Genomic DNA, 22,301 nt, shown 5'->3' with positions numbered 1-22,301 from the left:
GCGTGGAAGTACAGCCAAACGTCGCCCGACCGAGCCCGCGGGCATCGCTGCAACCCGCTCAGTGCAGGCTCTCGACCTCGCTGCGCTCCGCGACCCGATCTTCCTCGACCGCCGCGACTGGTGCCGTTTGCGGCACTGGCTTGGAGTTCGCGCGATAGTGAGCGAACTGCTCGTCCGCATAACGGATACGCGTGCGGCCATGTGGCACCGGATCGCCGTTTTCGTCGAGATTGACGAATACCATTTTCTCGACCGTCAGAATGCTCTTGCGTGTGATCTTGTTGCGCACTTCGCAGCGCAGCGTGATCGACGTGCGGCCGAAATGCGTGGCGGTCATGCCCAGTTCGATGATGTCGCCCTGGCGCGCCGAACTGACGAAGTTAATCTCTGACATGAACTTGGTCACGACGCGCTGATTGTCCAGCTGAGAGATCGCGTAGATCGCGGCTTCTTCGTCGATCCAGCGTAGCAGGCTGCCGCCGAACAATGTCCCGTTGGGATTCAGGTCTTCGGGCTTGACCCATTTTCTCGTGTGGAAATTCATTTGGTACTCCGTGTCTGCGGCTCCGGGGAGGGCGCGTCATGCGCCGGAACCTAAGGGTTAACACTAGCATACCAAAAGTAGGGTTTTCCCTGATATTTCAGAATTGCATAATTAATCGTGCTGATAGTCTTGGGGCCCACGATGGACCACCGCTAGTGGTCAACCGCTTCGGGCGATGGCTACGACTCGAGTCGTCGCTCCAGGGGCGGGTCACGCACACGCTAGCGACTGGGTGCCGGCCCCGGACGCGGTCGGAATGGCTAACCGCCATTTCCCGTCGCGCAATTGTTGACGCCAGCGATCCGCAGCGCGCCGCCCTTCCCCAAGGCCTCCCGCGCCTCGACCAGCGTAGTCCGCGCGGCGCGCGCATCACCCGCGAGTCGCAGCAGCGCGCCGAGTTGCGACGGTTGCCGCAGCAGTTCACGCAGAATCGGCCCCAGCGCCGTGGTGCCGTCGTCGCGCAAGCCCGCCGTCGCGGCGGGCGGAAGCGTACGCCAGGCCGGATCGACGATCGCGCGACACACGGCGAACGGCAGACCGTGCGCGGCAGCGGTCGCGCCAGCGATGTGCGATTCCATGTCGACCGCGAGCGCGCCGGTCGATTCGTGCAGCGCGCGTTTGTCTTCGGCGGTGATCAGCGGCGCGGCGACCGCCGCCATCGCGCCACGGCGCAGACGTCCCGCGAGCCCTTCGGCCGTCCTGACGTTGGTCACGGCGGCGGCAATCCGCTCCGCCCATTGCCGATCCGTATCGATACGCCCGAACGGCCCATGCACGGCATCCGCGACAATCAGCGCCCCCGGCTGCAGATCCGGCGCGAGCCCACCCGCCGTGCCGAAACTGACGATCCCCGCCGCGCCGCGAGCGACCGCGGCGTTCAGCGCGCGCTCGAGCAGATCGGCGCGCGCCGCGTACACGACCTCGACGCGCTCGCTGCCGTCGCCGCGCGCGATGCGCGCTTCGAACGCCATGCCCGTCACGACGATCACCGGCAAGCCGCTATCGCCCGTCCCCACGGACGGCGTCATCGACACGGACATCTATCACATCCCGACCGTGACGCGCGTGAGCCCATTGCGCTTCAGATGACGGAAGCGCGCGAGCGCCCACAGCGGGAAGAACTTGCGATAGCCGTGGTAGCGCAGATAAAACACGCGCGGAAAGCCGGTCGCGGTAAAGCGCGTTTCGTCCCACAGCCCATGCTCGCGCTGCTCACGCTGCAGATAGTCGATACCGCGCGCCACCGCCTCGTGATCGACCTCCCCCGCCGCCATCAGCCCGAGCAGCGCCCAGGCTGTCTGCGACGCGGTGCTCGGCGCACGCTCGTAGCCGCGATAGTCGAGCTTGTAGCTCTCGCCGCCCTCGCCCCAACCGCCGTCGTCGTTCTGGATCGACACGAGCCATTGCACCGCGCGCCGCATGCGCGGGTCGTCGTGTGGCATGCCGGCCGCGTTCAGCGAGCACAGCGCGGTCCATGTGCCGTAGATGTAGTTCAGGCCCCAGCGGCCGTACCAGCTGCCGTCCGACTCCTGCTCCTGCAGCATGTAGTCGAACGCGCGGCGCGCCGGCTCGCTGCTTTGCGGCAGCTCGCCGAGCTGCGCGAACATCGACAGACAGCGGCCCGACACGTCCGCGGTCGGCGGATCGAGCAGCGCGCCGTGGTCCGAGAACGGAATGTTGTTCAGGTAGTACTGCGTGTTTTCCGGTTCGAACGCGCCCCAGCCGCCGTCGCTGCTTTGCATGCCGACCACCCATTCGCGCGCGCGGGCAATTGCTTCGCGATCCACATCGGACTGCGTGAGCGCCGCCGAGCGGTGCATCGCTATCGCGACCACCGCGGTATCGTCGACATCCGGGAAATGCGCGTTGTTGTACTGGAACGCCCAGCCGCCCGGCCGCACGTTGGGGCGGCGCGAAATCCAGTCGCCGCGCACGTCGAGAATCTGCAACGGACGCAGCCACGCGAGCCCGCGTTCGGCCGCCTGTTCGGCGCGCGCTTCGCCGGTTTCGAGCAAAGCGTGCGCGGCGAGCGACGTATCCCACACCGGCGACAGACACGGCTGGCAATAGGCTTCGTCGTCCTTGATGACGAGCAGCTTGTCGAGAGATTTGCGAGCGATCGCGCGATGCGGATGATCGGCCGGATAGCTGAGCACGTCGTACATCATCACCGAGTTGGCCATCGCCGGGAAAATCGCGCCGAGGCCGTCCTCGCCGTTCAGCCGTTCGTCGACGAACGCGACCGCCGCGCGGATCGCGCGCTCGCGGGTCGCCTTCGGCAACAGGCCATCGACCGCGCGCAGCACCGAATCGACACAACGGAACAGGCCGAACCAGCCCGCGTGCTGATGCGGTGCGCGCTCGTTCATGCCGGTGTTCACCGGCGCGCCGCGGAACAGCTCGTCGATGCGCACCTTGCGCGGATTACGCGCGAGCGGCCGCTTCGCGTTGAGCACCAGCAGCGGCACGATCACCGTGCGCGCCCAGTACGACACCTTCGACAGATGGAACGGGAACCACACCGGCAGCAGCATGATCTCGACCGGCATCATCGGCACCGCGCGCCACGACACCACCCCAAAGAGGGCGAGCAGGATTCGCGTGAACACGTTCGCGTGCTCCGCGCCGCCGTGCGCGAGGATCGCGTCGCGCGCACGCACCATGTGCTCGGCATCGACCGGGTCGCCGATCATCTTCAGCGCGAAGTACGCCTTCACGCTCGCGCTGATGTCGAGCGCGCCGTCGGTGAAGAGCGGCCAGCCGCCGGTCGGCAACTGGATGCGGCGCAGATAACGCGCGATCTTCTGTTCGAGTTCGAGGTTCGGCGTTTCGCCGAGATAGTGGACCAGCAACACATATTCGGCCGGAATCGTCGCGTCGGCTTCAAGTTCGTAGACCCAATGGCCGTCCGGCTGCTGCGCGGCCAGGATTGCATCGGTCGCGCGCGTGATCGATGCGTCGAGCGGGCTCGCGCCCCGCACGGGCGGCGGCGTTGCGGTTGCCAATGCGTCCGCCACGGCGGGCGCGTTGGCAACCACGGCAGCTTCGGCCAGGTTCGGCGCCGCATCGGCGGCTTCGGGCAGCGCCGCGTCGAGCGGCTGGGTGTGAGATAAGTCGTTCATCTGCGTTCCATCGGTTGATTCAGCAGCGTATCCGCGGCCTTCTGGCCGGAGCGGATCGCGCCTTCGAGCATCGCGGGCAGGCCGGTGGCCGTCCAGTCGCCCGCGAGCACCAAATTGTTCCAGCGAGTGCGCGTGCCCGCCCGCAATGTCTCCTGCGCGGGCAGCGCGGCAAACGTCGCGCGCGATTCCATCACCACCTGCCAGCGCGGCAGCGGCGCGACCGGCAGATTGACCGCCTGCGCGACTTCGGCCCAGACGGTCGCCGCCAGCACGTCATGCGGCGCGTCGAAGAGCCGCTCGGCGCCGTTGAGCGTCACCGACAGGCGGTCGTCGAACGCAAACAACCATTCGGCCGTTCCGTTCAGCAGCGCGGTGATCTGCGGCAGGCCGAACGGCGGCTCGACCGCGAAATGCACGTTGAGCACGGCCGCGAAACGCGTCGGCGCGCGCAGGCCCGGCACGAGAGCCACCGCGGCTTCGGGCGGCAGCGCGAGAATCACCGCCTCGTTCGCGCCGAGCGCGATGCTCTCATCGTCGAAATGCAGCGCCTGCACACGGGCCGGGTCGGCCGCGAACGTGATGTCGCGCAGACGCGAACCGAGCCGGATCGTCGCGCCGCCATGTTGCAGCAGACGCAGCGCCGGATCGACGAACGCGCTGCCAAGACCATTACGCGCGACCAGCGGCCGGCACGCGAGCCCGCCCGCGAGCAGCGTTTCGCGCACGAGCGCGCCGGTCAGTTCGGCCGACGCGTCGCGCGGCTCCAGATTCAGCAGCAGATGCAGCAGCGGCCGCAGCAGCCGTTCCCACAGCGGACCGTGACAGCGCATCGTCTGCGCGACGCTGCGGCCCGGTTTCGCAAACAGCAGCGGCACGAGCGACAGGTAATCGGTCGGACCCGTGTTCGGCACGCGCGCGCGCGCATCGAAAATCCACCACGGCAAATTCCCCGGCGACAGACGCACGCTCCAGCGCGAACGCGTGGCCAGATCGACGAACGGATACTCGGGCTGCGCGGGGCCGACCAGCTCGTCGGCGGCGCCGATCGCGCGCACGTAGTTGAGCGTCGCCGCATTGGCCGACAGCACGATGTGATTGCCGCTGTCGAGCGTCGCACCAAGCTTCGCGTCGTAGTACGAACGGCAGCGGCCGCCCGCGTGATCCTGCGCTTCGTGCAGCACGACCCGCGCGCCCCGTCGCTGCAACTGCACAGAGGCTGCGAGCCCGGCCACGCCCGCGCCGACCACGTGGACGAGCTTCGGCATCAATTCAGAAAAGCGCGTAACGCGCGACGATCCACAGCAGGCGCAGTTTCGGCTTGCTGACCTTCGTGCGCGGAACGTCGAAGCCGCGCTCCAGCGTGCGCTCGAGCAGCACGCGATAGACGCCCGACATGATGCGCGGCGCGCGCACTCGAGCGCGCGGCTCGCGATCCATGATCGCGTCGGACTCGGCGAAGTGCTGCTTCGCGCGCTCGGCGAGCGTCGCGCAGACGCGCGGCAGCGTCGGATCGTCGGCGATCTGCCGCGGGTCCGTGGCCGCGATGCCTTCGCGCGCGAGCAGCTCGCGCGGCAGGTAGCAGCGGTTGATGACGGCGTCTTCGTCGATATCGCGCAGGATGTTGGTGAGCTGCAGCGCGCGGCCGAGATGGTGCGCGAGCAGCCGGCCCGGCTCGTCACGCATCCCGAATATCCTCACCGACAGACGGCCGGCCGCGCTCGCGACGCGGTCGCAATAGAGGTCGAGCGTGGCGTCGTCGGGCGCGCAGATGTCGGCGGCGGCATCCATCGCCATGCCGTCGATCATTGCGTGAAAATCCTCGCGTTGCAGATGAAACGTGTGAATGTGCCGCGTCAGCGCGCGCAGCGACACGCGCGGCTGGCCGGCGTAGCAAGCGTCGATGTCGGCACGCCATTGCTCGAGCCCGGCCGCGCGCTCGGCGCGCGGCAGGTCGCTGTCGGCGATGTCGTCGACGGCGCGGCAGAAGGCGTAGACCTGGTACATCGCATCGCGCTGCGCCGCCGGCAAGATGCGCATCGCAAGATAAAACGAGCTGCCGGACGTGGCGGTAGCGGCGTCGATATCAGTATCGTCCACGACAAGATTGGAAACAGCCAAGACGATCTCCGCTGGAGGCGCCCGCTGAAAGGCGTTCAAAAAGGTTTTTATGCCAACCCGCAGGGCAGTGGGCCCGCGCGCGCGGACACGCGCGAAACATCCGGCTGGGCGGCCGGAAACGGCGAAAAGTATAGCAATCTTTGCCGGTGACCGCAGTTTCGCCGGTCAAAAGGGGGACAGGAAGGAAGGCAGCCGGGCGCGGGGCGACGGGCTCGACCGCACCGCCCCCGCTAGCGAATCAGGCTCCCGCGAGCCGGAACGCGACCGCGCAGTTGCGGCCCTGACGCTTTGCGCTATACAGCGCCGCGTCGGCCTCGTTGATCAGCACGTCATAGGCGGGCACGCCGGCGCGCGCCGTCGCGCCGCCGAGGCTCGCCGTGACCGGCACGCTAGTGCCGATCAGCTCGACCGGCGTTTCCTCGATCACGCGACGGATCTTCTCCGCCACCAGCATCGCGTCGTCGAGCGGCGTGCACGGCAGCAGCAGCGCGAACTCCTCGCCGCCGAAGCGCCCGAACGTGTCCTGTGCGCGCACCACGCCGGCGACGCGCTGCGCCATCACACGCAGCACCGTATCGCCGACGCCATGACCGAACTGGTCGTTGATCTTCTTGAAGTGATCGAGGTCGAACAGCAACATCGACATGTCGCCGCCGTAGCGCTGCCAGCGCGTGAACTCGTCGCGCAGCCGCGTTTCGAAAAAGCGCCGGTTCGCGATACCGGTCAGTCCGTCGCGATTCGCGTACTCCTGCAGCTTCGCAACCGCCTCCTCGCGTTCGCGCTGCACGATGCTCACATGCGTCACGTCGGAGATCGTCACGCACACGGCCACCACCTCACGACCGCGCATCAGCGGCATGAACGTGCAGTCCTGCTGCATGAAGTCGACCCCACCGGTGATCGGCCGGTCGTGATCGAACTTGAACAGATACGGGCGCTGCTCCCAAGAGCTGAACGCAAAGCTGCCGAGCTGAAACACGCTCTCGATCTTGCGCGAGAGCCACACGCGCGGCAGCTCCGGAAAGTTCTGGTAGATCGAGTGGCCGACCACCTGCTCCGCTGACAGGCCGCTATGGTCTTGCATGAAGCGATTCCACATCAGCACGTTCAGTTCACGGTCGAGCACGAAGATGCCAAAACCGACCCGCTCGACCACGAGGTCGCTCAACGATTCCACGGAGACGTTCATATACTGGACAGCAGCGCATCGAGCGCTTCATTCATGTGTCGGATTGATTCTTCGGCCATCAGCATCACCAGATGCGCGCGAAAACTTTGATGTTCGAGCGCGAAATTCACTTCGACGAGCAGCGCCACCTGCCATTGCAGCACGCCGGGCTGGAACACTTCGTCGAGCGTCAGCGTGTCGCCGAGCATGCCCGGCGCGGAAAACACCGGCGTGCGGCCGAGCTGCTCGAGTATCGACGACACGCACGCGCCGGACAGCAGGTTCGCGACGTCGAGCATCAGTTCGCGCTCGCCGATCTCCTCGTAGCTCGAACGCGCGTACGGGTCGCCGACGAGCGAACACAGCTGCGCGATGCTGTCGCTGCGGCAGATCACCAGCACCTCGCCCTTGATGTCCGAGCGAAAGCCCTGACGCACCGCGCTGACCGTGTCGTCGATATGGGTCATCTCGCGCAGCGTGCGCGCCGCGTCGCTCACCTCGACCATCCGCACGCGCGGCACCGACAGCTCGATGAACGAATCGAGCAGGCCCGCGAGCCGCGTCGCGGCCCGGCCCATCGCGAGATTGGCGATTTCCTGTAGCGCGTCGCGCTGGTCTTCGGTGAAGGCGGGCTCAGACATACAAGCCGTACTCCTTGAGGATGGGCAGGACCGCCTCCGGCGTCACCGGCTTGGCGATGAACGCGATCGCGCCGAGCTCGCGCACGCGCTGCTGGGCGAGCGGCTGCACGTCGGCGGAAACGACGATCACGAAGGTGTTGAGGTCCTCGTGCTGCAACGCTTCGAGGACCTGGTAGCCGGTCATGTCGGGCATCGTCAGGTCGAGGAACATCACCGATGCCTTGCCCTCGCGATACAGCGCGAGCGCCTCGTGCCCGTTCGTCGCGTAGGACACGTCGACTGCCCAGTCGGGCGGCAGTGCCTTCGTGAGCAACTTGCGGGCGAGCAGCGAATCGTCGGCGATCACAATGGGCAGCATGGCAACGGTGGGTCGGGCGTTTTGGGCGGGTCGGATAAAGGAATCGGCTGGTTCGTCTGCGCGCTTTCCGCGCCTGGTTGTGTGCGTATTTCGTTCGTCACGACAGCGGAGGGTGGCACTCCTTCGCGTGATGCCGACCGATGCGCGACCAGGTACAGTGGCGCCTGTCGAATTGCTATTGCCTTTGGCGAGAGGGGTGCGAATGCAGCAGGACGCGTTTGGCGAACCTTGACGATCCGGCGCACAGAGGTGGCAACGGCTTTTTATCGTGGCGAGGATTGTCGAAGTAAAGTCGCGCAAAAGCAACTCGCCAGAATCGCTGACGGTAACGATCTGTTTCTCTGCTAGGCGAATTTCAGAAATAGATCTATCGTCGGGGCGGACATTCTTTTATCTTTATCCTTTTGTGTACGTTTGCGCTTCCCGATTCGTCGCTGTTTTAAAGCCGCTCTTAAAGAACGGCCGGCACGGCGGACGCCCATCCCCAACGCTTTGCGGCAAATTATTCCGTGCTGCGTCTATGCTTGTTCAGAAGGCGGCATGGTGCCGGCAACGGCCCGATACGGGGCTGCCACATCCGAACGACTTTTCGCGTCAACGACAATGACATCAGACCGGGTCGATTCCGCGCGCGCGGGCCGTCTTCCGCGTCGTCCTGCCCGCGAGCAGGACGACGCGTCGTTTCCCGCCGTGCCGGAACAGAATTTCCAGGTGCGTCGCATCACGCTGATCGCGCTGCTGGTCGCGGCGATCGTGCTGCCGTTCGTCTACGTCGCGGCGATGGCATTCGCCGATCTGCGCTCGCGCGAGGCCGACGCGACCGATCTGGCGCTGCGCACGGTGCGGGTCGCCGAAGAACACGCGTTGAAGGTGTTCGACATGAACGAGACGCTGAACTCGCGCATCGTCGATCTGACCGAAGGCCTCGACGACGACGGCATCCGCGCGCGCGAACACACGATTCACCACAAGCTGCGCACGATGGGCGGCGGCTATCCGCAGGTGGCCTCGATGTCGATCTTCGGCCAGCAGGGCGCGCTGCTCGTGAGCAGCCGCCTGTATCCGTCGCCGGAAATTTCGATCGGCCAGCGCGACGATTTCGTCGGCATCCGCGACGGCAACGTGCTCGAACGCGTGTCGAAAGTGATGACGGGGCATGTGAGCGGCGAACAGGTGTTCAACATGGGCGTCGAGCGCCAGGCGCCCAATGGCTCGTTCGCGGGCGTCGTGTCGATCGCGCTGCGGCCCAGCTATTTCGACGCGTTCTATCGCGAGTTGCTCGGCAGCAGCGACGCTACGCCAATCATCATGAGCCTCGTGCGCACCGACGGCGCGGTGCTCGCGCACTACCCGCGCGGCCCTCGCGAGCCGACCGCGCTTGCGTCCGATTCGCCGTTCGCCGAAGCGGTCAGGCAGGGGCAGCGCTCCGGCGTCGTGCGGATGCGCTCGAGCTTCGCCGGCGGCAACCTGATCGTCGCCTTCCGGCACATCGGCTCGTATCCGGTCTACGTGCTGTGCGGCTATCGCACGTCGGCGATCTGGGCCGCCTGGTACAAGCACCTGAGCGTGCTGGTCCTGTCGATGTTCACGCCGTCGATCGCGCTGTGGTGCGTGATCTGGCTGTCGCTGCGCCGCCTCGGCGCCGAAGAGGAAGCGTGGCAGCGTTGGCAGGCCGAGGCATCGATGCGCCGCTCGATTGAATCCGCGTACCGCCAGTCGCGCAAGATGGAAGCGCTCGGCACGCTGGTCGGCAGCGTCGCGCACGACTTCAACAACCTGCTGATGATCCTGTCGGCCAACGTGCAGATCGTGCGACGGCGCGGCGTCGGCGGACTGGAGCGAGAACTGTCGGCGATGGAACGCGCGCTGAAGAGCGGCCAGTCGCTGACGCGGCAGCTGCTCGGCGTCGCGCGCAAGCAGCCGCTGCGCACCGAGACGCTGTCGCTCGAACGCTGGCTGCCGTCGTGCCGCGAACTGCTGCGCGCGTCGCTCGGCGCGAAGGTGTCGCTCGTGATCAATAGCGGCATTGATACCTGGCCGGTGCGCGTCGACGTCGCCGAGCTCGAGCTCGCGTTGATCAACGTCGCCGTCAATGCGCGCGATGCGATGGCCAACGGCGGGCGCTTCACGGTGCGCGCGAGCAATGTCGTGTTCCGTCACGAGGACGGCTTTCCGCTGACCGGCGAGTTCGTGCAACTGTCGCTCGAGGACACCGGCGCCGGCATGGCGCCCGACGTGCTCGCGCGCGCGTTCGAGCCGCTTTTCACGACCAAGCCCAAAGGCATGGGTACGGGACTCGGATTGCCGCAGGTCTTCGCGTTCTGCGAGGGCTCGGGCGGGCTCGCGGCAATCGACAGCGCGATCGGCGCGGGCACCTCGGTGCGGCTCTATCTGCCGCGCGCGTCGAGCGAGCCGCACACGGCCGGACCTGCAGAAGCGCTAGCGACCGAAAGCGGCGTGCCGCAGGGTCTGCGCGTGCTGCTCGTCGAGGACAACGAAGAAGTCGCCGCCGGCACCGAGGCGCTGCTGCAGATGATGGCTCATCAGGTCACCTGCGTGTTCAACGCCGATACGGCGCTGCGTGTACTCGACGACGGCCGCGCGAAGCGCGCGAGCACCGGCGAGCCGCTGCCGTTCGATCTGGTGCTGTCGGACATCCACATGCCCGGCAAGATGAACGGCATCGATCTGGCCGAAGCGGTGCTCAGGTTCGACCCACGGCTGCCGGTCATCCTCGTCACCGGCTACGCGGAAGAGCTCGACCGCGCGCGGCACGCGAACGTGCGCGTGCTGTCCAAGCCGTTCGATATCGGACTGCTGGAGCAACTGCTCGAAACGATCCAGCACGACCCCGTGCAAACGAGCAACGATGCCGCCACGCATCCGGCCGATACCTGATGTCGACGACATGTCGGCGGCATTTACCAGGCCTTGTAAAAAGCGCGGCGCTTACACGCCGCGCTTTTTTCATCGTGAGCCCGCGTCATGCGTAGCACGCCGGGCAGCGCGGCGCCGCGCGTGGGACGCGGCGCCGCCGCGCGGCGATGCGGGGGCATGAAGGTTGCGTGCCCGCAGACGACAAGGGGACGACGCCGCGAGCGCCGCCCGTTCCAGCAGAACATGTCGGGAGACAACCATGCAACATACCGTGATTGGTTTATTCGACACTTACATGCAGGCCGAAACCGCCCGCGACACGCTCGTGCAAACCGGCTTTGCGCGCGAGAAGATCGAGTTGCAGGCGAACGCCGAACCTTCGGTTGGCTCGGCCACCAGCGAAGTCGCCAACGCGGGCGTGCTCGCGAATATCGAGCGCTTTCTTGCCAGCCTGTTCTCGACCGGTCCGCGCTCATCGGACACTGCGCGTTACGCCGAGGCGATGCGGCGCGGTGCGGTGCTCGTGTGCGTCCACGCGGCGAGCGAGTCGCATGCGGAGCTGGCGCGCAATACGCTCGTGCGGCTCGGCGCGACGGATATCGGCGACCGCCCGCCCGAAGCGGACACGCCGGTCGCCACCGCCCGCGATCACTCGATACTCGATGAGCTGGGCATCGGCGCGGTGATGCCGGGAACGCCGCGCACGTCGAGCGTAACGACCGAGGCGGGTGCGACGCCCGGGATGCGCGACACCACCGCGACACCAGGGGCGGCGGGCGTGAGTTCGAGCAGCGGCGCAACGGGCGCGGCGGCCATGACCGAATCGACCGGAATCGCCGGCGCGACGGGCGCCACTTCGGCGACCGGTACGAGCGCACCCGACACCATGCCCCCTCCCGCCAACCCGCGCCCTGATCCGCTGACCGCCATGCCGCCGCCGGACATCGGCGCCGCCGCCAAGCCGTTCGCGCCGCCGCCGATCAGCGAACGGCCGATGAGCGATCCGGTCAACGAACCCATCGCCGATCCGCTCGCCGGCGATGCGGGACGCAGCGCAATCGCCGCCGGCTCGGTACCAGGTTCGGGCGCGGTGATGCAGCCGCCGTCCGACATCGTCCCCGAAGGCGGGCAGCCGGGCACCGGTCCCGGCGCCCAGATGCCGAACGAATATCTGGAATACGAAGAAGATTTCCGCGCGCACTACGACGAGCAGTACGCCGCCGCGAACGCGCGCTATGAAGACTATGTGCCGGCCTATCGCTACGGCGCGGAGATCGCTCGCGACGCGCGATTCCGCAATCGTCCGTGGGATGAGATCGAGCCCGAAGCACGCCGCCATTGGGAAACCACGTCGCCGGACAGCACGTGGGACCGCTTCAAGCTCGCGGTGCGTCACGGCTGGGAGCGGGTGACCGGCCATCACCACGTGTAGGCGATGCGCCGAGCGACACGAGCGCGGCCGCCTTACGCGGCGCGCGCTGTGTTCGCGTTGCTTCGGCGGATGGTCAGGACGCGGTCAGCGGCGCGAGGCTCGGCTACACCGCCCCGTGCCGCTTGATCCATGTGACGTAGCGGTCCATGAACGTCTGCAGAAACTTGCGCGTGCCGTCGTTGACGATCTCGCCTTTTTCATTGATCACCGCTGGATCGTGCTTGATGAACACCTCGGGCTGCCCCATCGTCGCGACGTCGAGATAGGCGAGCACGTTGCGCAGATGCTGTTGAGCGAGCGCGCTACCGGTCGCACCGACCGAGGTGCCGATCACCGCGCCGGGCTTGTTGGCCCACGAGTTGGTGCCCCACGGCCGCGAACCCCAGTCGATCGCATTTTTCAGCACGCCCGGTATCGAGCGGTTGTATTCGGGAGTCACGAACAGCAGACCGTCCGCGGCTTGCACACGCTCCTTGAGCTTCTTGCCGGCCTCGGGATAGTCGGCGTCGTAGTCCTGGGAGTACAGTGGCAAGGAGCCGATATCGATGTATTCGAAGGTGAAATCGGCTGGAGCAAGGGAAATCACCGCCTGAGCCAACTGGCGATTGAACGAATCCCGCCGCAGGCTGCCGACGACCACTGCAATGTGATAGGCCATGTTCGCTTCCTCAGGTAAGGCGCTCGACGCGCAGAGAGTACGAACTGTCCATCATAGGCAAAAGCCGCGCGAAACGCCCAGGCCCTGGCGGATTTGGCCAGGTAATAGCGGATCGGGAAGGGTTTTTGCGGTACCTGTCGGTGGATAACCTCGCGGCTCGAAAAGTTATCCACAGATTCGCTGAATAACCTTGTGGATAAGTGGGACTTTTGCCTTGTCAATCAAGCATGCCTTCGGGCCAGGGCGATCTGAGGCAAATGGACACCATCGACATTCTGGAGGACCGGATCATGAGTCTCGACTACGCAGGAAAATCCCACGACGAAGCGGTCGCCGCGCGCAAGAAAGCGCGGCAGCGCGCGCAGGAGCCGGCGGGCGGCGAGATGGCCGTCGACGGCGTCGAAGCCGATGCCACGCATAGCTGCGGCGAGTTGTCGGAACGAGGCAAACAGGTGTGGCGCACGGGCGCCGGACTCGATGGCGGAGGGAAGGCGCCGAGCCGCTAGCACTCGCGCGTTTGTCCGTCGGCCGTAGCTAGAACGGGCCGCTTGACGCCGCCGTATCCCCATGCAGGCCGAATGTTGAATACTTGAATACGAAAGGGCGCCCTGCCGGCGCCCTTTTCTCATGCTTCCTTGCTGCGCATTTCGACGTGGCGATCAGTTGCCAAAAAATACGTTGCAGTACGACGCCGGGCCGTTGCAGGTCGAAGCCGGAGCGTCGGCGTGAGCGACACCCGAGGCCGCTGCGAACAGCGCGGCCGAAGCGATCAGGGCGGAGAAAATGCGTTTCATGGTGTGCGTCCTCGTTTGTGTGTTGGTTGCGCGATCTGATGCGATCGATGGCGTGAAGAATAGCGAGCGGGCCCGCGTCCACCAACAGCGAAGATGAGAAGACATTATTTTATAAATTGAAATAATCGCTATTGTGCGGTTGCGTTGAATTGGTGGTCGACCGCGACGCGTTGACCGGCCCGTATGGCGATCCAACAGCCTTGTCGCGCGCAGGCTCGAAATATCATTTCTTGCAACAATTAATTTCCGGTGTCATAAGCGGCCGCGCCGCGCGACGAAGCTCCTCAGGCATCGATTGCCAAGGGGCATATGTTCGATACCGATTCGCTAGGGCAGGAACGTGAGGGAGAATGGCGCACGCATCCGCAAACCGTGCGAGGACGACCATCTGCTCATGAATCACGACGTTTCAGGAAGACACGCGCAGCGCAGCCCGCGGCCGACAGCCCAGCGACGGAGCATGCCGTGACGCAGCCAGGCGCTCCCTCGCTGGACGATCCCATCTATCTCGCCCAATTGCGGCGTGATCTCGTGCGCTTCGCCCGTCTGCAATTGCGCGATGCCGCGGCCGCCGAGGACGCCGTGCAGGAAGCGCTGACCGCCGCGTGGACTCAGGCCACGCGTTTCGCCGCGCAGTCGGAGCACAAGACCTGGGTGTTCGGCATCCTGCGCCATAAGCTCGTCGACACGCTGCGCGCGCGCCAGCGCACGGTCAATCTGTCGGCGCTCGAAGCCGAACTCGACGGCGAGGCGCTGCTCGATCGCGAGCTCTTCAAGGACAACGGCCACTGGTCGCGCGAAACCAAACCGCGTCCGTGGCCGACACCCGAAACCGCATTTCGCCAGCAGCAATTCTGGACGCTGTTCGAGATGTGCCTCGAGCATTTGCCCGAGCACATTGGACGCGTGTTCATGATGCGGGAGTTTCTCGACCTCGACATCGCGGCGATCTGCGCCGAACTGCAGATCAACGCGAATCATTGCAGCGTGCTGATCTATCGCGCGCGGCTGCGGCTGCGCACGTGCCTGAGCGAAAAAGGCCTATCCAGCGAGGATGCGAATGGGGAAATGTAAGGACATCACGCGGCTGCTATCCGATGCGCTCGACCGCTCCCTGTCGACTGGCGAATGGCTCGCGATCCGCCTGCATCTGCCGACCTGCAGCGGGTGCCGGAACTATCGCAAACAGATCCGCCTGCTGCGGGTCGCCGCGCATGTGGCGGGCGGAGTGGCGAACGTGGATGGAAAGGTGAGCGGCGACGAGTGATTTGCCGCTCTGCCACACCGCAGTTCAGCGCTCGCCGATCGGCACGTCGCGATAGCGTTCGAAAAAGCGAGCATGCGATGCTTCATCGATGCCGACAGGATGCGCATCGGCACGCGCCGGATGTTTGGCGAGTTGCGCACGGGCGCGAATCGGCCGATGCGCGAAATTGCCGCCGCAATTCGGACACACGTTGCGCAGCCTCGTCAGCGCGCAGACCTCGCAGAACGTGGTTCTGCGCGCGCGTTCCTCTGCGCGCGCGTCGATACGCAGCCCAAGTGAGTGAGGCTGTCGCGCGCGCCGTGCTCACGTCAACGCGCTCCATAGCACGAGCGTCAACGCGAGACCGACGACCGATACGATCGTCTGCAAGACCGACCACACCAGTACAGTCTGTTTAAGCTGGAGTCCGAAATATTCGCGGACCATCCAGAAGCCGGCGTCGTTCACGTGGCAGAAGAACACCGAACCGGCGCCGATCGCGAGCGCCATCAGCGAATTGTGCGTCGTGCTGAGGCCCGCAACGACCGGCGCGACGATGCCGGCCGTCGTCGTCGTGGCGACCGTCGCCGAGCCGGTGGCCTGGCGCAGCGCGACGGCGATCAACCACGCGAGCAGAATCAGCGGCATATGCGCGCCGACCGCGATCTTGCCGATCGTCGTGCTGATGCCCGCGACGACGAGCGCCTGCTTCAGGCCGCCGCCCGCGCCGATCGTCAGCAGCAGCGCGGCGATCGGCGGCAGGCTTTTGCGCAGAATGCCGCCGACGCGCTCGCGCGCCATGCCGCGCGACCAGCCCAGTGCGACCACCGCGAACAGTACGGTGAGGCCTAGCGCGATCAGCGGCTCGCCAAGAAAATTCAGCGTATTGAAGTGGAACGTTTCGGGCTGAAGCAGAAGCTTCGCGACCGTGCGCCCGAGCATCAGAATGACAGGCAGCAGGATCGTGATCAGAGAGATCGCGAAGCCCGGCGGCTCGAAGCCGTTCTGCTCGGCGGTGAACAGCTTGCCCATTTCTTCGGGCTCGACGACGTGCATGCGTTTCGACAGCCAGATGCCATACAGCGGACCGGCGAGGATCACCGCCGGAAGCGCGACGATCAGGCCGAGGCCGAGCGTCAAACCGAGATCGGCATGCAACGCGCTCACCGCGATCAGTGGACCCGGATGCGGCGGCAGCAGCGCGTGCAGCGTGGTCATACCGGCGAGCGCGGGAATCGCGATGCGCAGAATCGGCTGCTGCGCGCGACGCGCCATGACGAAGATAATCGGCACCATCATCACGAGGCCGACTTCGAAGAACAGCGGCAGGCCGATGAGCAGCGCGACGACGGCCATCATCCACGGCAGCGTGCGTGGGGTCGAGTGCGCGAGGATCGTCGACACGAGCCGGTCGGCGGCGCCCGATTCGGCCATCAACGCACCGAGCATCGCGCCCAGCGCAATGATGATGCCGACGTCGCCGAGCAACGCGCCGGCGCCTTTGCTGAACGCGCTCGCGACTGCTTCGAGCGGCAGGCCGGCCGTGAAGCCCGCCGCGAAGGTGCCGACCAGGATCGACAGGAACGGCGCGAGCTTCAGCACGCTGATGAAGATGATGATCAGTGCTAGTCCAAGCGCGCACGACAGGATCAGTTGGGTGTCGTGGGCGGCCCACGGTGTCAGCGTTGTCGTTACAGGCACGGCGGTTTTTTTCCTCTCTTCGTTTGCAGTCGATCGATGCAGCCGCGAGCTGGTGGTCGCGGCCGCTTGTTTTTGCCGGTCGATTGTAGCGGGAGGGGAAAGGTTGGGCTTTGGGCAATGCTTCGCGACTGCCGCATGATTTGCTTATGCGAATTTATCGGTTCGTCCAGGCCCGCAGACGAATTATCGTCGGAGCCAATCGGACCATATTTTGGCGTCCGTTAAATTCTTTTTCGACGAGTATTCTCATGTCCCGTGATCCGCTGCTGACGCGCCGTACGTTTCTGGCCGGCGTAGGCGCAACGCTGGCCGCCGCCGCGTTGCCGGTCTTCTCCACCGCCGCATTTGCCGCCAATGAACATGCAAAAGAACTTCGCATCGGATATCAGAAAGCCGCAAGCACCCTGGTATTGCTGAAGGCGCACGGCACGCTCGAAAAGCGGCTCGCGCCACTTGGCATCACGGTCGAATGGACCGAGTTTCCGGCTGGGCCGCAATTGCTGGAAGGGCTGAACGTCGGCGCGATCGATTTCGGCTATGTGGGCGAAGCGCCGCCCGTCTTCGCGCAGGCCGCGGGTGCCAATTTCGTCTACACGGCGTATGAAATTCCGACGCCGCACGCCGAAGGCATCCTCGTGCATCCGGACGCGCCAATCAAAACCTTGGCCGATTTGAAGGAAAGAGGATTGCGCTGAACAAGGGCTCGGATGTGCACTGGTTTCTCGTCGCCGCGTTGCGGAAGAACGGCGTGAAGTTCAGCGAGATCCAACCCGTGTATCTGCCGCCCGCCGATGCACGCGCGGCCTTCGAGCGCGGTGCGGTCGATGCGTGGGCGATCTGGGATCCGTTCCTCGAAGCCGCCAGGCGGCAAACGAACGCGCGGCAGCTCGCCGATGCCGAGGGTATCGTGAGTCACCACCAGTTCTTTCTGAGCGCGCGGCCCTTCGCGCAACGGAACGGCGACGTCCTTGCGATCGTGATCGATGAAGTCGGCAAGGAAGGGGAGTGGGTGCGCGGCCATTACAGCGAGGCCGCCGCCCAACTCGCGCCAATTCAAGGGCTCGACGCGAGCGTGATCGAATCAGGCTTGCGGCATTACGCGCATATCTACAAGCCCGTCGACGCGAACGTACTTGCGGAACAACAGCGCATCGCGGATACGTTCACCGAACTGCATCTGATCCCGACGAAGATCGTGACCAAGGATGCCGCGCTGTCCGGTAAAGCCTAGCGCAGCAGTTCGAGTCCGCATTGCCCACATCGTTTTACTTCGACGGTTGCGCGATCAGGCGAAAAGCGCGGCGACATTTTCCGGCGGTCGGCCGATGACAGCCCGTCCGTTTCTGACGACGATCGGTCGTTGCAACAGAATCGGATGCTTCGCCAATGCTTCATAGAGTTGGGCGTCCGTCAGCGACGTGTCGGCAAGATTGAGCTCTTTATATTCAGCCTCGGTATCGCGGATCATTTCGCGGACGGGACAGCCGAGTTGAGCATTGAGCTTCTCAAGCTCTGCGACGGTGAGTGGCTTCTTCAGATATTCGACGATTTCCGTCGCTTCGTTTGCGGGGTTGTAGGTGTTCGCGAGGAGTTCGCAGGTGGTGCGAGATTTGGAGCAGCGCGGGTTGTGGTAGATGGTGATCATGGCTGGATGCGGGGCTTACGCCGTTGAAGGTTGCTGTGACGGTTAGAAGGGTTCGGGAATTTTAGCGGGTGACTTGATGACGTGGCGCGGGATGACTGCGCGGCATCCGCGTTGTTTGAACCATCGGCGAGGTGGGTCGGTTTATGCGCATAAACCCACGCCGCCTTCGGGGCGAGTGGGAACCGTTTAATGCTGACCCTGAGTTCTAGTCGCGCCTGCGATTCGCTCGCGCGGGCGCGATTCAAGCGACAACCTATATCCCCCGCTGATGAAGCACCGGACGCACGCTTGACGCTTGCCGCCATGTCTGCGGAGAATCGGTGTCGGACGAATTCACGACGAATCGTCCCTCCGGGCCAATTGGCACGTGAACTTTATGCGCATAAAGTCTGGCGCCTCTCACCCCTTTGGCCGCTCAGATGCGTGCGCTCCTTTTCCCAGCACATCGGCCCGAGAATAATCGCGAACAGTCACCGACGACTGTGCACGCAGTACGCGAGCACTCGTTACTTTCCCTTTGCCGCCGCAAGACAGCGATCAGCAACCCTTAAGCCCCAATCCACGCTTGCTCTGATATCCCGCAAGACCCGGGCACACGTCCGGTGCCTCTTTATGCGCATAAACCCTTTGCCGAATGGCCAATTTAAGAACCGCGCTTACGCAAATCATTTGAAATAGCAATTCAACCAGGTAAAATCCATTTGCGTCTAAAAAAGGAGGTGAAATTTGGCGGCAGAAATCATCGCGGTAACACAGCAGAAAGGCGGGGTCGGGAAGAGCACCATCGCGATGCATCTCGGCGCTGCATTTCACGAGAAAGGCAAACGCGTTCTCGTCGTCGACGCGGATGGCCAAAACACTCTGATTCACTGGGCCAGTGCTGCCTCCGACGGCGACATCGGTATTCCATTCGCCGTCGTCAACCTATCCGAAGCAGGCAGCCAGATCCATCGCGAGATCAAGAAGTTTGTGGCTGACTACGACATCATCGTCGTCGACTGCCCGCCGTCCATCACCGAAAAAGTCTCCGGCGTCGTTCTGCTCGCGGCGAGTGTCGCGGTGATCCCAACTTCCTCGTCCCCTGCCGATTACTGGTCGAGCATCGGCCTCGTCAAGCTGGTCCAGCAAGCGCAGGTCATGAACGAAGACCTGCGAGCCGTGTTCCTGCTCAACAAGACTGAAGAGAAACGGATGCTGACGCGCGAACTGAAGCGCGCGCTCGAAGAACTCGGCTTCCCTCTCCTCAAGACCCAGATTCCCACGCGCGAAGCCTACAAGCAGGCAATGGCGTTAGGGCAAACGGTGCTTCAGATGAACGACCGCGGCGCGAAACTCGCCGCACTCGAAGTACGGGCGTGCGCCAACGAGATCGCCGCCTTGCTCCCGTGAATTTATGCGCATAAAGGACCCTGAATGAAACCGTCCCAGTTCGCCAAAGGCTTTCAAGCACGTCCTGACACGTCCAGCAGCGAAAAGCGCACCGCGCTCGACCGTCTGAATGCGATCGACGGCCTCGTCAGAAACGAGCCGAAAACTCCCGTGATCGCCGGGCGTCCGATTCCGGGCGTCTTGCCGTCGCGTCTGCAAGACGCGGAGATTCCTGATCCGGACAACGAATCGGCGGCCTACCGCGCCTGGAGGCTCGAGCACGGCTATCGTCCCGGCCAGATCGTCGAACTGGCGCTCAAAACGATCAAGCCGAGCCCGTTCAATCCACGGCACTTCTATGTGAAGTCGTCGATTGCGGAGCTTGCCGTCAATCTGGCGAAGCAGGGGCAGCAGCAGGCGATTCACGTCATTCCCGACTATGACAACCCTGGCACCTACTTCGTCAGTGACGGCGGCAGACGCGTGCGCGCGCTGAAAGAAGCGAACAAGGAGTCGGTGAAAGCGATCGTCATCGATCTGCCGATCGGCATCCAAAGCTACAAGCTCGGTTACGACCTCAACGTGCAGCGCGACTCGCAGACGGTGTTCGACAACGCGGTCGTGTGGCGACGCTTTCTCGACGAGCGACATTTCCAGAGCCAGAAGGAACTGGCCGAACATCTCGGCCTCGACGAATCGACGGTCGCAGTCGCGCTGTCCATCGCCAAACTCCCGGAAACCGTGATGCAGGAGATGGTCGCGCGCCCTGACCGCTTCGGCTCGAACATGGCGTATCAGGTGGGCCGCTACCACACGGCTCGCGGCGCGGAGGCGACACTGCGACTGATCAACCGGATCCTTTCCGACGATCTGAGCACACGCCAGGTCGCCGACATCGTCAAAGGCCGAGCGACCTCGCAGGAAAGCGCCAAACCGGCGGGCCGGCAGCGCTACGCGCAACGTCTGGAAATCAAGCTTGGTGGTGTGTCGGTCGGCGATCTGAAGTCGTATGGGGACGACCGGCTCGAGTTGCGCCTGAAAGGCCTCACGCGTGAAAAGCGCGACGACATCCTGCGGCAGATCGAGAAGATGCTGAAGTAAGACGTGAGGGCGGTGCGCATGCACCGCCGCCTGGATTTCAAAGGCAGTTATCGACCCATCAGGCCGCGCGCGACTGGCTCAGTGTAAAGGCGAGCAGATCGCCGTCGGTCGGTTCGCCCCAGGTCCTGCGCGCGAGCCAGTCGAAGAACGCCGTTTCGACGATCTTCGACTCGAGCCCGCGACGCCGCCAGTCGTCGCGCATGTGCGTGCCGAGCCCCGGCAATTCTTCTTCCTCGAACGACTGTCGCGCGATATCGCGCTCCGACTCGCCCTGTTCGTTGTACAACTCGTAGGCCTGCTTGCGACGGTAAGCAGAGTATTCGCCGAGCAGACGCGCCTTCAGATCGTCGGCCGGCGACGCCGCGGCCTTGCTGGTGCCGCCACCCGCGGGCAGCGCCTCGACCGGCGGCGCATAGCCTTTCTTCAACGCATCCTTGAACAGCGCCGGCGCACTGCGCACCGGCGGCAGTGACGTGCTGCGCATACGCTGCTCGGTCATCTGCAGCGCCGCGCGGATCCGGTTCTCCTCGCTGTCCGCGTAAAGCGTTTGCGCCTCCTTGAGCGGAATGCCGATCTTCACCATCCGGTCGACCAGCGTGCTGTCGAACACGTTCGGATGTTCGTCGAGCGCGAGCATCGGCTGCTTGCGCTCGGTCACGCGGAACTGGATTTCAGCGACGCGCCGACCCTCGCGATGCTCGATCAGCTCGACAAAAATGTTCGTGACCGCGTTGACCTCGGCGATGGCCGGGCGCAGGTAGTCGCGCTTGAAATACTTGTACTCGCGCTTCGCCTCGTCGCCGGCTTCGGTATCCGGCGTGCCCGACAGAATCGGCCGCCACCATTCCCAGGTCTCGCGCATCGTCAGGTGGCTGGGGTTGGTCAGGTAGCGCACGCAGATCTCGTAGAGTGCGAGGCCCGCGCTGCTGCGCAGCTGACTCTGGAACTGCAGACTCAGCCGCGCATACTGAACCGGATCGAGCAGTTTCTTCTTGATCTTCGGCGCAAACGAAAACTCGACCCAGACGCGACGCGTGGTCGGATCTTCGAGAATTTCAGCGTCCGCGATCAGCGTCGAAATACCCCATTTGCGGCCAGGCTTCTGACTCGACGTGCCGGTGCTCCACTCAACCTGCACCGACACCATGCGGCGCAGATGCTCCTTGACGAGCGCGGTGTCATTGGAATCGAACGCGGAATTGGCGACGATGTCGGACAGAAGCGCCCGATAGGTGTCGCCCGACTCATCCGCTTGCTGGGCCACCGCGAGTAACACGTTAAAAAGCTTGCGCGTGAGCAGCGTGATCTTGCCGCTCTTGGGCTGGATCGCGATCGCCTCGACGGCTTTGCGCAGCTCAGCCGAGCTCGGGCTGACAACATCGGTCTTTTTCGCGCGCTTCGTAGCCATGCGTCGAGGTGAGGAGGGGATTTCGCGAGAGCATACCGGCTGTGGTGATATGCGTCTATAGCGCCCATCTCACCATTGCCGGTGAAGCGAGTTTACGAAGCGCAACTCACCTCGAGCAAC

The 22,301-nt window shown here is 64.5% G+C and carries 21 protein-coding genes and 1 pseudogene; 8 read left to right on the top strand and 14 right to left on the bottom strand.

Going from position 1 to position 22,301, the window contains the following annotated elements; translation table 11 throughout:
• Positions 1-58 precede the first annotated feature (58 nt).
• The 8 genes from OKW44_RS12895 to OKW44_RS12860 all read right to left on the bottom strand — a co-directional run bounded on the left by OKW44_RS12895 (position 59) and on the right by OKW44_RS12860 (position 7,951).
• Positions 59-544, bottom strand: coding sequence for an acyl-CoA thioesterase (locus OKW44_RS12895; protein WP_018424000.1), 486 nt, complete (start codon positions 542-544; stop codon positions 59-61).
• Positions 545-804: 260 nt separating this feature from the next.
• Positions 805-1,584 carry a phosphorylase gene (locus OKW44_RS12890; RefSeq protein ID WP_018424001.1) on the bottom strand — a complete coding sequence of 260 codons (780 nt, stop codon included), beginning with the start codon at positions 1,582-1,584 and terminating at the stop codon, positions 805-807.
• 3 nt (positions 1,585-1,587) lie between these two features.
• Positions 1,588-3,666 carry a squalene--hopene cyclase gene (gene shc / locus OKW44_RS12885; protein WP_018424002.1) on the bottom strand — a complete coding sequence of 693 codons (2,079 nt, stop codon included), beginning with the start codon at positions 3,664-3,666 and terminating at the stop codon, positions 1,588-1,590.
• A complete protein-coding gene (gene hpnE, locus OKW44_RS12880; RefSeq protein WP_018424003.1) occupies positions 3,663-4,931 on the bottom strand; it encodes a hydroxysqualene dehydroxylase HpnE in 1,269 nt (422 codons plus the stop codon). Before hpnE ends, shc begins: the two co-directional genes overlap by 4 nt.
• A gap of 4 nt (positions 4,932-4,935) precedes the next feature.
• On the bottom strand, positions 4,936-5,784 hold the full coding sequence (hpnD, locus tag OKW44_RS12875) for a presqualene diphosphate synthase HpnD (RefSeq protein ID WP_026226444.1): 849 nt from the start codon (positions 5,782-5,784) through the stop codon (positions 4,936-4,938).
• A gap of 238 nt (positions 5,785-6,022) precedes the next feature.
• Entirely contained in the window at positions 6,023-6,973 is a 951-nt protein-coding gene (locus OKW44_RS12870) for a sensor domain-containing diguanylate cyclase (RefSeq protein ID WP_018424005.1), read from the bottom strand.
• Entirely contained in the window at positions 6,970-7,593 is a 624-nt protein-coding gene (locus OKW44_RS12865) for a chemotaxis protein CheC (protein ID WP_018424006.1), read from the bottom strand. The genes OKW44_RS12870 and OKW44_RS12865 overlap by 4 nt, the downstream gene beginning before the upstream one ends.
• Complete coding sequence (locus tag OKW44_RS12860; RefSeq protein ID WP_018424007.1) at positions 7,586-7,951, bottom strand: response regulator; 366 nt, start codon at positions 7,949-7,951, stop codon at positions 7,586-7,588. The genes OKW44_RS12865 and OKW44_RS12860 overlap by 8 nt, the downstream gene beginning before the upstream one ends.
• Positions 7,952-8,554: 603 nt before the next feature.
• Between OKW44_RS12860 and OKW44_RS12855 the strand changes: the two genes are divergently transcribed.
• Both OKW44_RS12855 and OKW44_RS12850 read left to right on the top strand, forming a co-directional pair.
• Entirely contained in the window at positions 8,555-10,849 is a 2,295-nt protein-coding gene (locus tag OKW44_RS12855) for a hybrid sensor histidine kinase/response regulator family protein (protein WP_018424008.1), read from the top strand.
• Positions 10,850-11,087: 238 nt separating this feature from the next.
• Positions 11,088-12,260 (top strand): hypothetical protein, encoded by a 1,173-nt coding sequence (locus tag OKW44_RS12850; protein WP_018424010.1) that lies wholly within the window; start codon positions 11,088-11,090, stop codon positions 12,258-12,260.
• 103 nt (positions 12,261-12,363) lie between these two features.
• Here the strand turns inward: OKW44_RS12850 and OKW44_RS12845 are convergent, their stop codons facing one another.
• Positions 12,364-12,918: an NADPH-dependent FMN reductase gene (locus tag OKW44_RS12845; protein ID WP_018424011.1), complete on the bottom strand. Its 555-nt coding sequence runs from the start codon at positions 12,916-12,918 to the stop codon at positions 12,364-12,366.
• A 290-nt stretch (positions 12,919-13,208) separates the two neighbouring features.
• Here OKW44_RS12845 and OKW44_RS12840 point away from each other — a divergent pair, with 290 nt between their 5' ends.
• Positions 13,209-13,424 carry a hypothetical protein gene (locus OKW44_RS12840; protein ID WP_026226445.1) on the top strand — a complete coding sequence of 72 codons (216 nt, stop codon included), beginning with the start codon at positions 13,209-13,211 and terminating at the stop codon, positions 13,422-13,424.
• A gap of 153 nt (positions 13,425-13,577) precedes the next feature.
• On the opposite strand, the gene OKW44_RS12835 is transcribed toward OKW44_RS12840, so the two are convergent.
• Positions 13,578-13,712, bottom strand: a complete 135-nt coding sequence (locus OKW44_RS12835; RefSeq protein ID WP_018424013.1) for a hypothetical protein — start codon at positions 13,710-13,712, stop codon at positions 13,578-13,580.
• A 465-nt stretch (positions 13,713-14,177) separates the two neighbouring features.
• Here OKW44_RS12835 and OKW44_RS12830 point away from each other — a divergent pair, with 465 nt between their 5' ends.
• Positions 14,178-14,786: an RNA polymerase factor sigma-70 gene (locus tag OKW44_RS12830; RefSeq protein ID WP_018424014.1), complete on the top strand. Its 609-nt coding sequence runs from the start codon at positions 14,178-14,180 to the stop codon at positions 14,784-14,786.
• Entirely contained in the window at positions 14,767-14,979 is a 213-nt protein-coding gene (locus OKW44_RS12825; protein WP_184004605.1) for a zf-HC2 domain-containing protein, read from the top strand. The genes OKW44_RS12830 and OKW44_RS12825 overlap by 20 nt, the downstream gene beginning before the upstream one ends.
• Positions 14,980-15,003: 24 nt before the next feature.
• Here the strand turns inward: OKW44_RS12825 and OKW44_RS12820 are convergent, their stop codons facing one another.
• Together OKW44_RS12820 and OKW44_RS12815 are read right to left on the bottom strand one after the other, a co-directional pair.
• Entirely contained in the window at positions 15,004-15,249 is a 246-nt protein-coding gene (locus OKW44_RS12820) for a DUF1272 domain-containing protein (protein WP_051103840.1), read from the bottom strand.
• A gap of 33 nt (positions 15,250-15,282) precedes the next feature.
• On the bottom strand, positions 15,283-16,659 hold the full coding sequence (locus OKW44_RS12815; RefSeq protein WP_018424017.1) for a GntT/GntP/DsdX family permease: 1,377 nt from the start codon (positions 16,657-16,659) through the stop codon (positions 15,283-15,285).
• 248 nt (positions 16,660-16,907) lie between these two features.
• On the opposite strand from OKW44_RS12815, the pseudogene OKW44_RS12810 reads away from it, so the two are divergent.
• Positions 16,908-17,890, top strand: a pseudogene (locus OKW44_RS12810) (sulfonate ABC transporter substrate-binding protein).
• A 54-nt stretch (positions 17,891-17,944) separates the two neighbouring features.
• Here the strand turns inward: OKW44_RS12810 and arsC are convergent.
• On the bottom strand, positions 17,945-18,304 hold the full coding sequence (gene arsC, locus OKW44_RS12805) for an arsenate reductase (glutaredoxin) (protein WP_018424018.1): 360 nt from the start codon (positions 18,302-18,304) through the stop codon (positions 17,945-17,947).
• 726 nt (positions 18,305-19,030) lie between these two features.
• On the opposite strand from arsC, the gene parA reads away from it, so the two are divergent.
• Both parA and OKW44_RS12795 read left to right on the top strand, forming a co-directional pair.
• Positions 19,031-19,693, top strand: a complete 663-nt coding sequence (gene parA / locus OKW44_RS12800; protein WP_013092840.1) for a ParA family partition ATPase — start codon at positions 19,031-19,033, stop codon at positions 19,691-19,693.
• A 24-nt stretch (positions 19,694-19,717) separates the two neighbouring features.
• Positions 19,718-20,773: a ParB/RepB/Spo0J family partition protein gene (locus tag OKW44_RS12795; RefSeq protein ID WP_018424019.1), complete on the top strand. Its 1,056-nt coding sequence runs from the start codon at positions 19,718-19,720 to the stop codon at positions 20,771-20,773.
• Between the two features lie 58 nt (positions 20,774-20,831).
• On the opposite strand, the gene OKW44_RS12790 is transcribed toward OKW44_RS12795, so the two are convergent.
• On the bottom strand, positions 20,832-22,181 hold the full coding sequence (locus tag OKW44_RS12790) for a replication initiation protein (RefSeq protein ID WP_018424020.1): 1,350 nt from the start codon (positions 22,179-22,181) through the stop codon (positions 20,832-20,834).
• Between the last annotated feature and the right edge of the window lie 120 nt (positions 22,182-22,301).

The sequence above is a fragment of the Paraburkholderia lebeckiae genome (assembly GCF_050436325.1).
Classification (GTDB): Bacteria; Pseudomonadota; Gammaproteobacteria; order Burkholderiales; family Burkholderiaceae; genus Paraburkholderia; species Paraburkholderia tuberum.
This window is presented reverse-complemented; position numbering and strand designations above follow the sequence as displayed.

Bases quoted from the DNA above. Each gene is read 5' to 3' on its own strand.
- OKW44_RS12795 (WP_018424019.1), top strand. From the start codon at position 19,718: ATGAAACCGTCCCAGTTCGCCAAAGGCTTTCAAGCACGTCCTGACACG.
- OKW44_RS12850 (WP_018424010.1), top strand. From the start codon at position 11,088: ATGCAACATACCGTGATTGGTTTATTCGACACTTACATGCAGGCCGAA.
- OKW44_RS12895 (WP_018424000.1), bottom strand. From the start codon at position 544: ATGAATTTCCACACGAGAAAATGGGTCAAGCCCGAAGACCTGAATCCC.
- OKW44_RS12790 (WP_018424020.1), bottom strand. From the start codon at position 22,181: ATGGCTACGAAGCGCGCGAAAAAGACCGATGTTGTCAGCCCGAGCTCG.
- OKW44_RS12840 (WP_026226445.1), top strand. From the start codon at position 13,209: ATGAGTCTCGACTACGCAGGAAAATCCCACGACGAAGCGGTCGCCGCG.
- OKW44_RS12890 (WP_018424001.1), bottom strand. From the start codon at position 1,584: ATGTCCGTGTCGATGACGCCGTCCGTGGGGACGGGCGATAGCGGCTTG.
- OKW44_RS12855 (WP_018424008.1), top strand. From the start codon at position 8,555: ATGACATCAGACCGGGTCGATTCCGCGCGCGCGGGCCGTCTTCCGCGT.
- arsC (WP_018424018.1), bottom strand. From the start codon at position 18,304: ATGATCACCATCTACCACAACCCGCGCTGCTCCAAATCTCGCACCACC.
- OKW44_RS12865 (WP_018424006.1), bottom strand. From the start codon at position 7,593: ATGTCTGAGCCCGCCTTCACCGAAGACCAGCGCGACGCGCTACAGGAA.
- OKW44_RS12860 (WP_018424007.1), bottom strand. From the start codon at position 7,951: ATGCTGCCCATTGTGATCGCCGACGATTCGCTGCTCGCCCGCAAGTTG.
- shc (WP_018424002.1), bottom strand. From the start codon at position 3,666: ATGAACGACTTATCTCACACCCAGCCGCTCGACGCGGCGCTGCCCGAA.
- OKW44_RS12825 (WP_184004605.1), top strand. From the start codon at position 14,767: ATGCGAATGGGGAAATGTAAGGACATCACGCGGCTGCTATCCGATGCG.
- OKW44_RS12845 (WP_018424011.1), bottom strand. From the start codon at position 12,918: ATGGCCTATCACATTGCAGTGGTCGTCGGCAGCCTGCGGCGGGATTCG.
- hpnE (WP_018424003.1), bottom strand. From the start codon at position 4,931: ATGCCGAAGCTCGTCCACGTGGTCGGCGCGGGCGTGGCCGGGCTCGCA.
- OKW44_RS12835 (WP_018424013.1), bottom strand. From the start codon at position 13,712: ATGAAACGCATTTTCTCCGCCCTGATCGCTTCGGCCGCGCTGTTCGCA.
- OKW44_RS12870 (WP_018424005.1), bottom strand. From the start codon at position 6,973: ATGAACGTCTCCGTGGAATCGTTGAGCGACCTCGTGGTCGAGCGGGTC.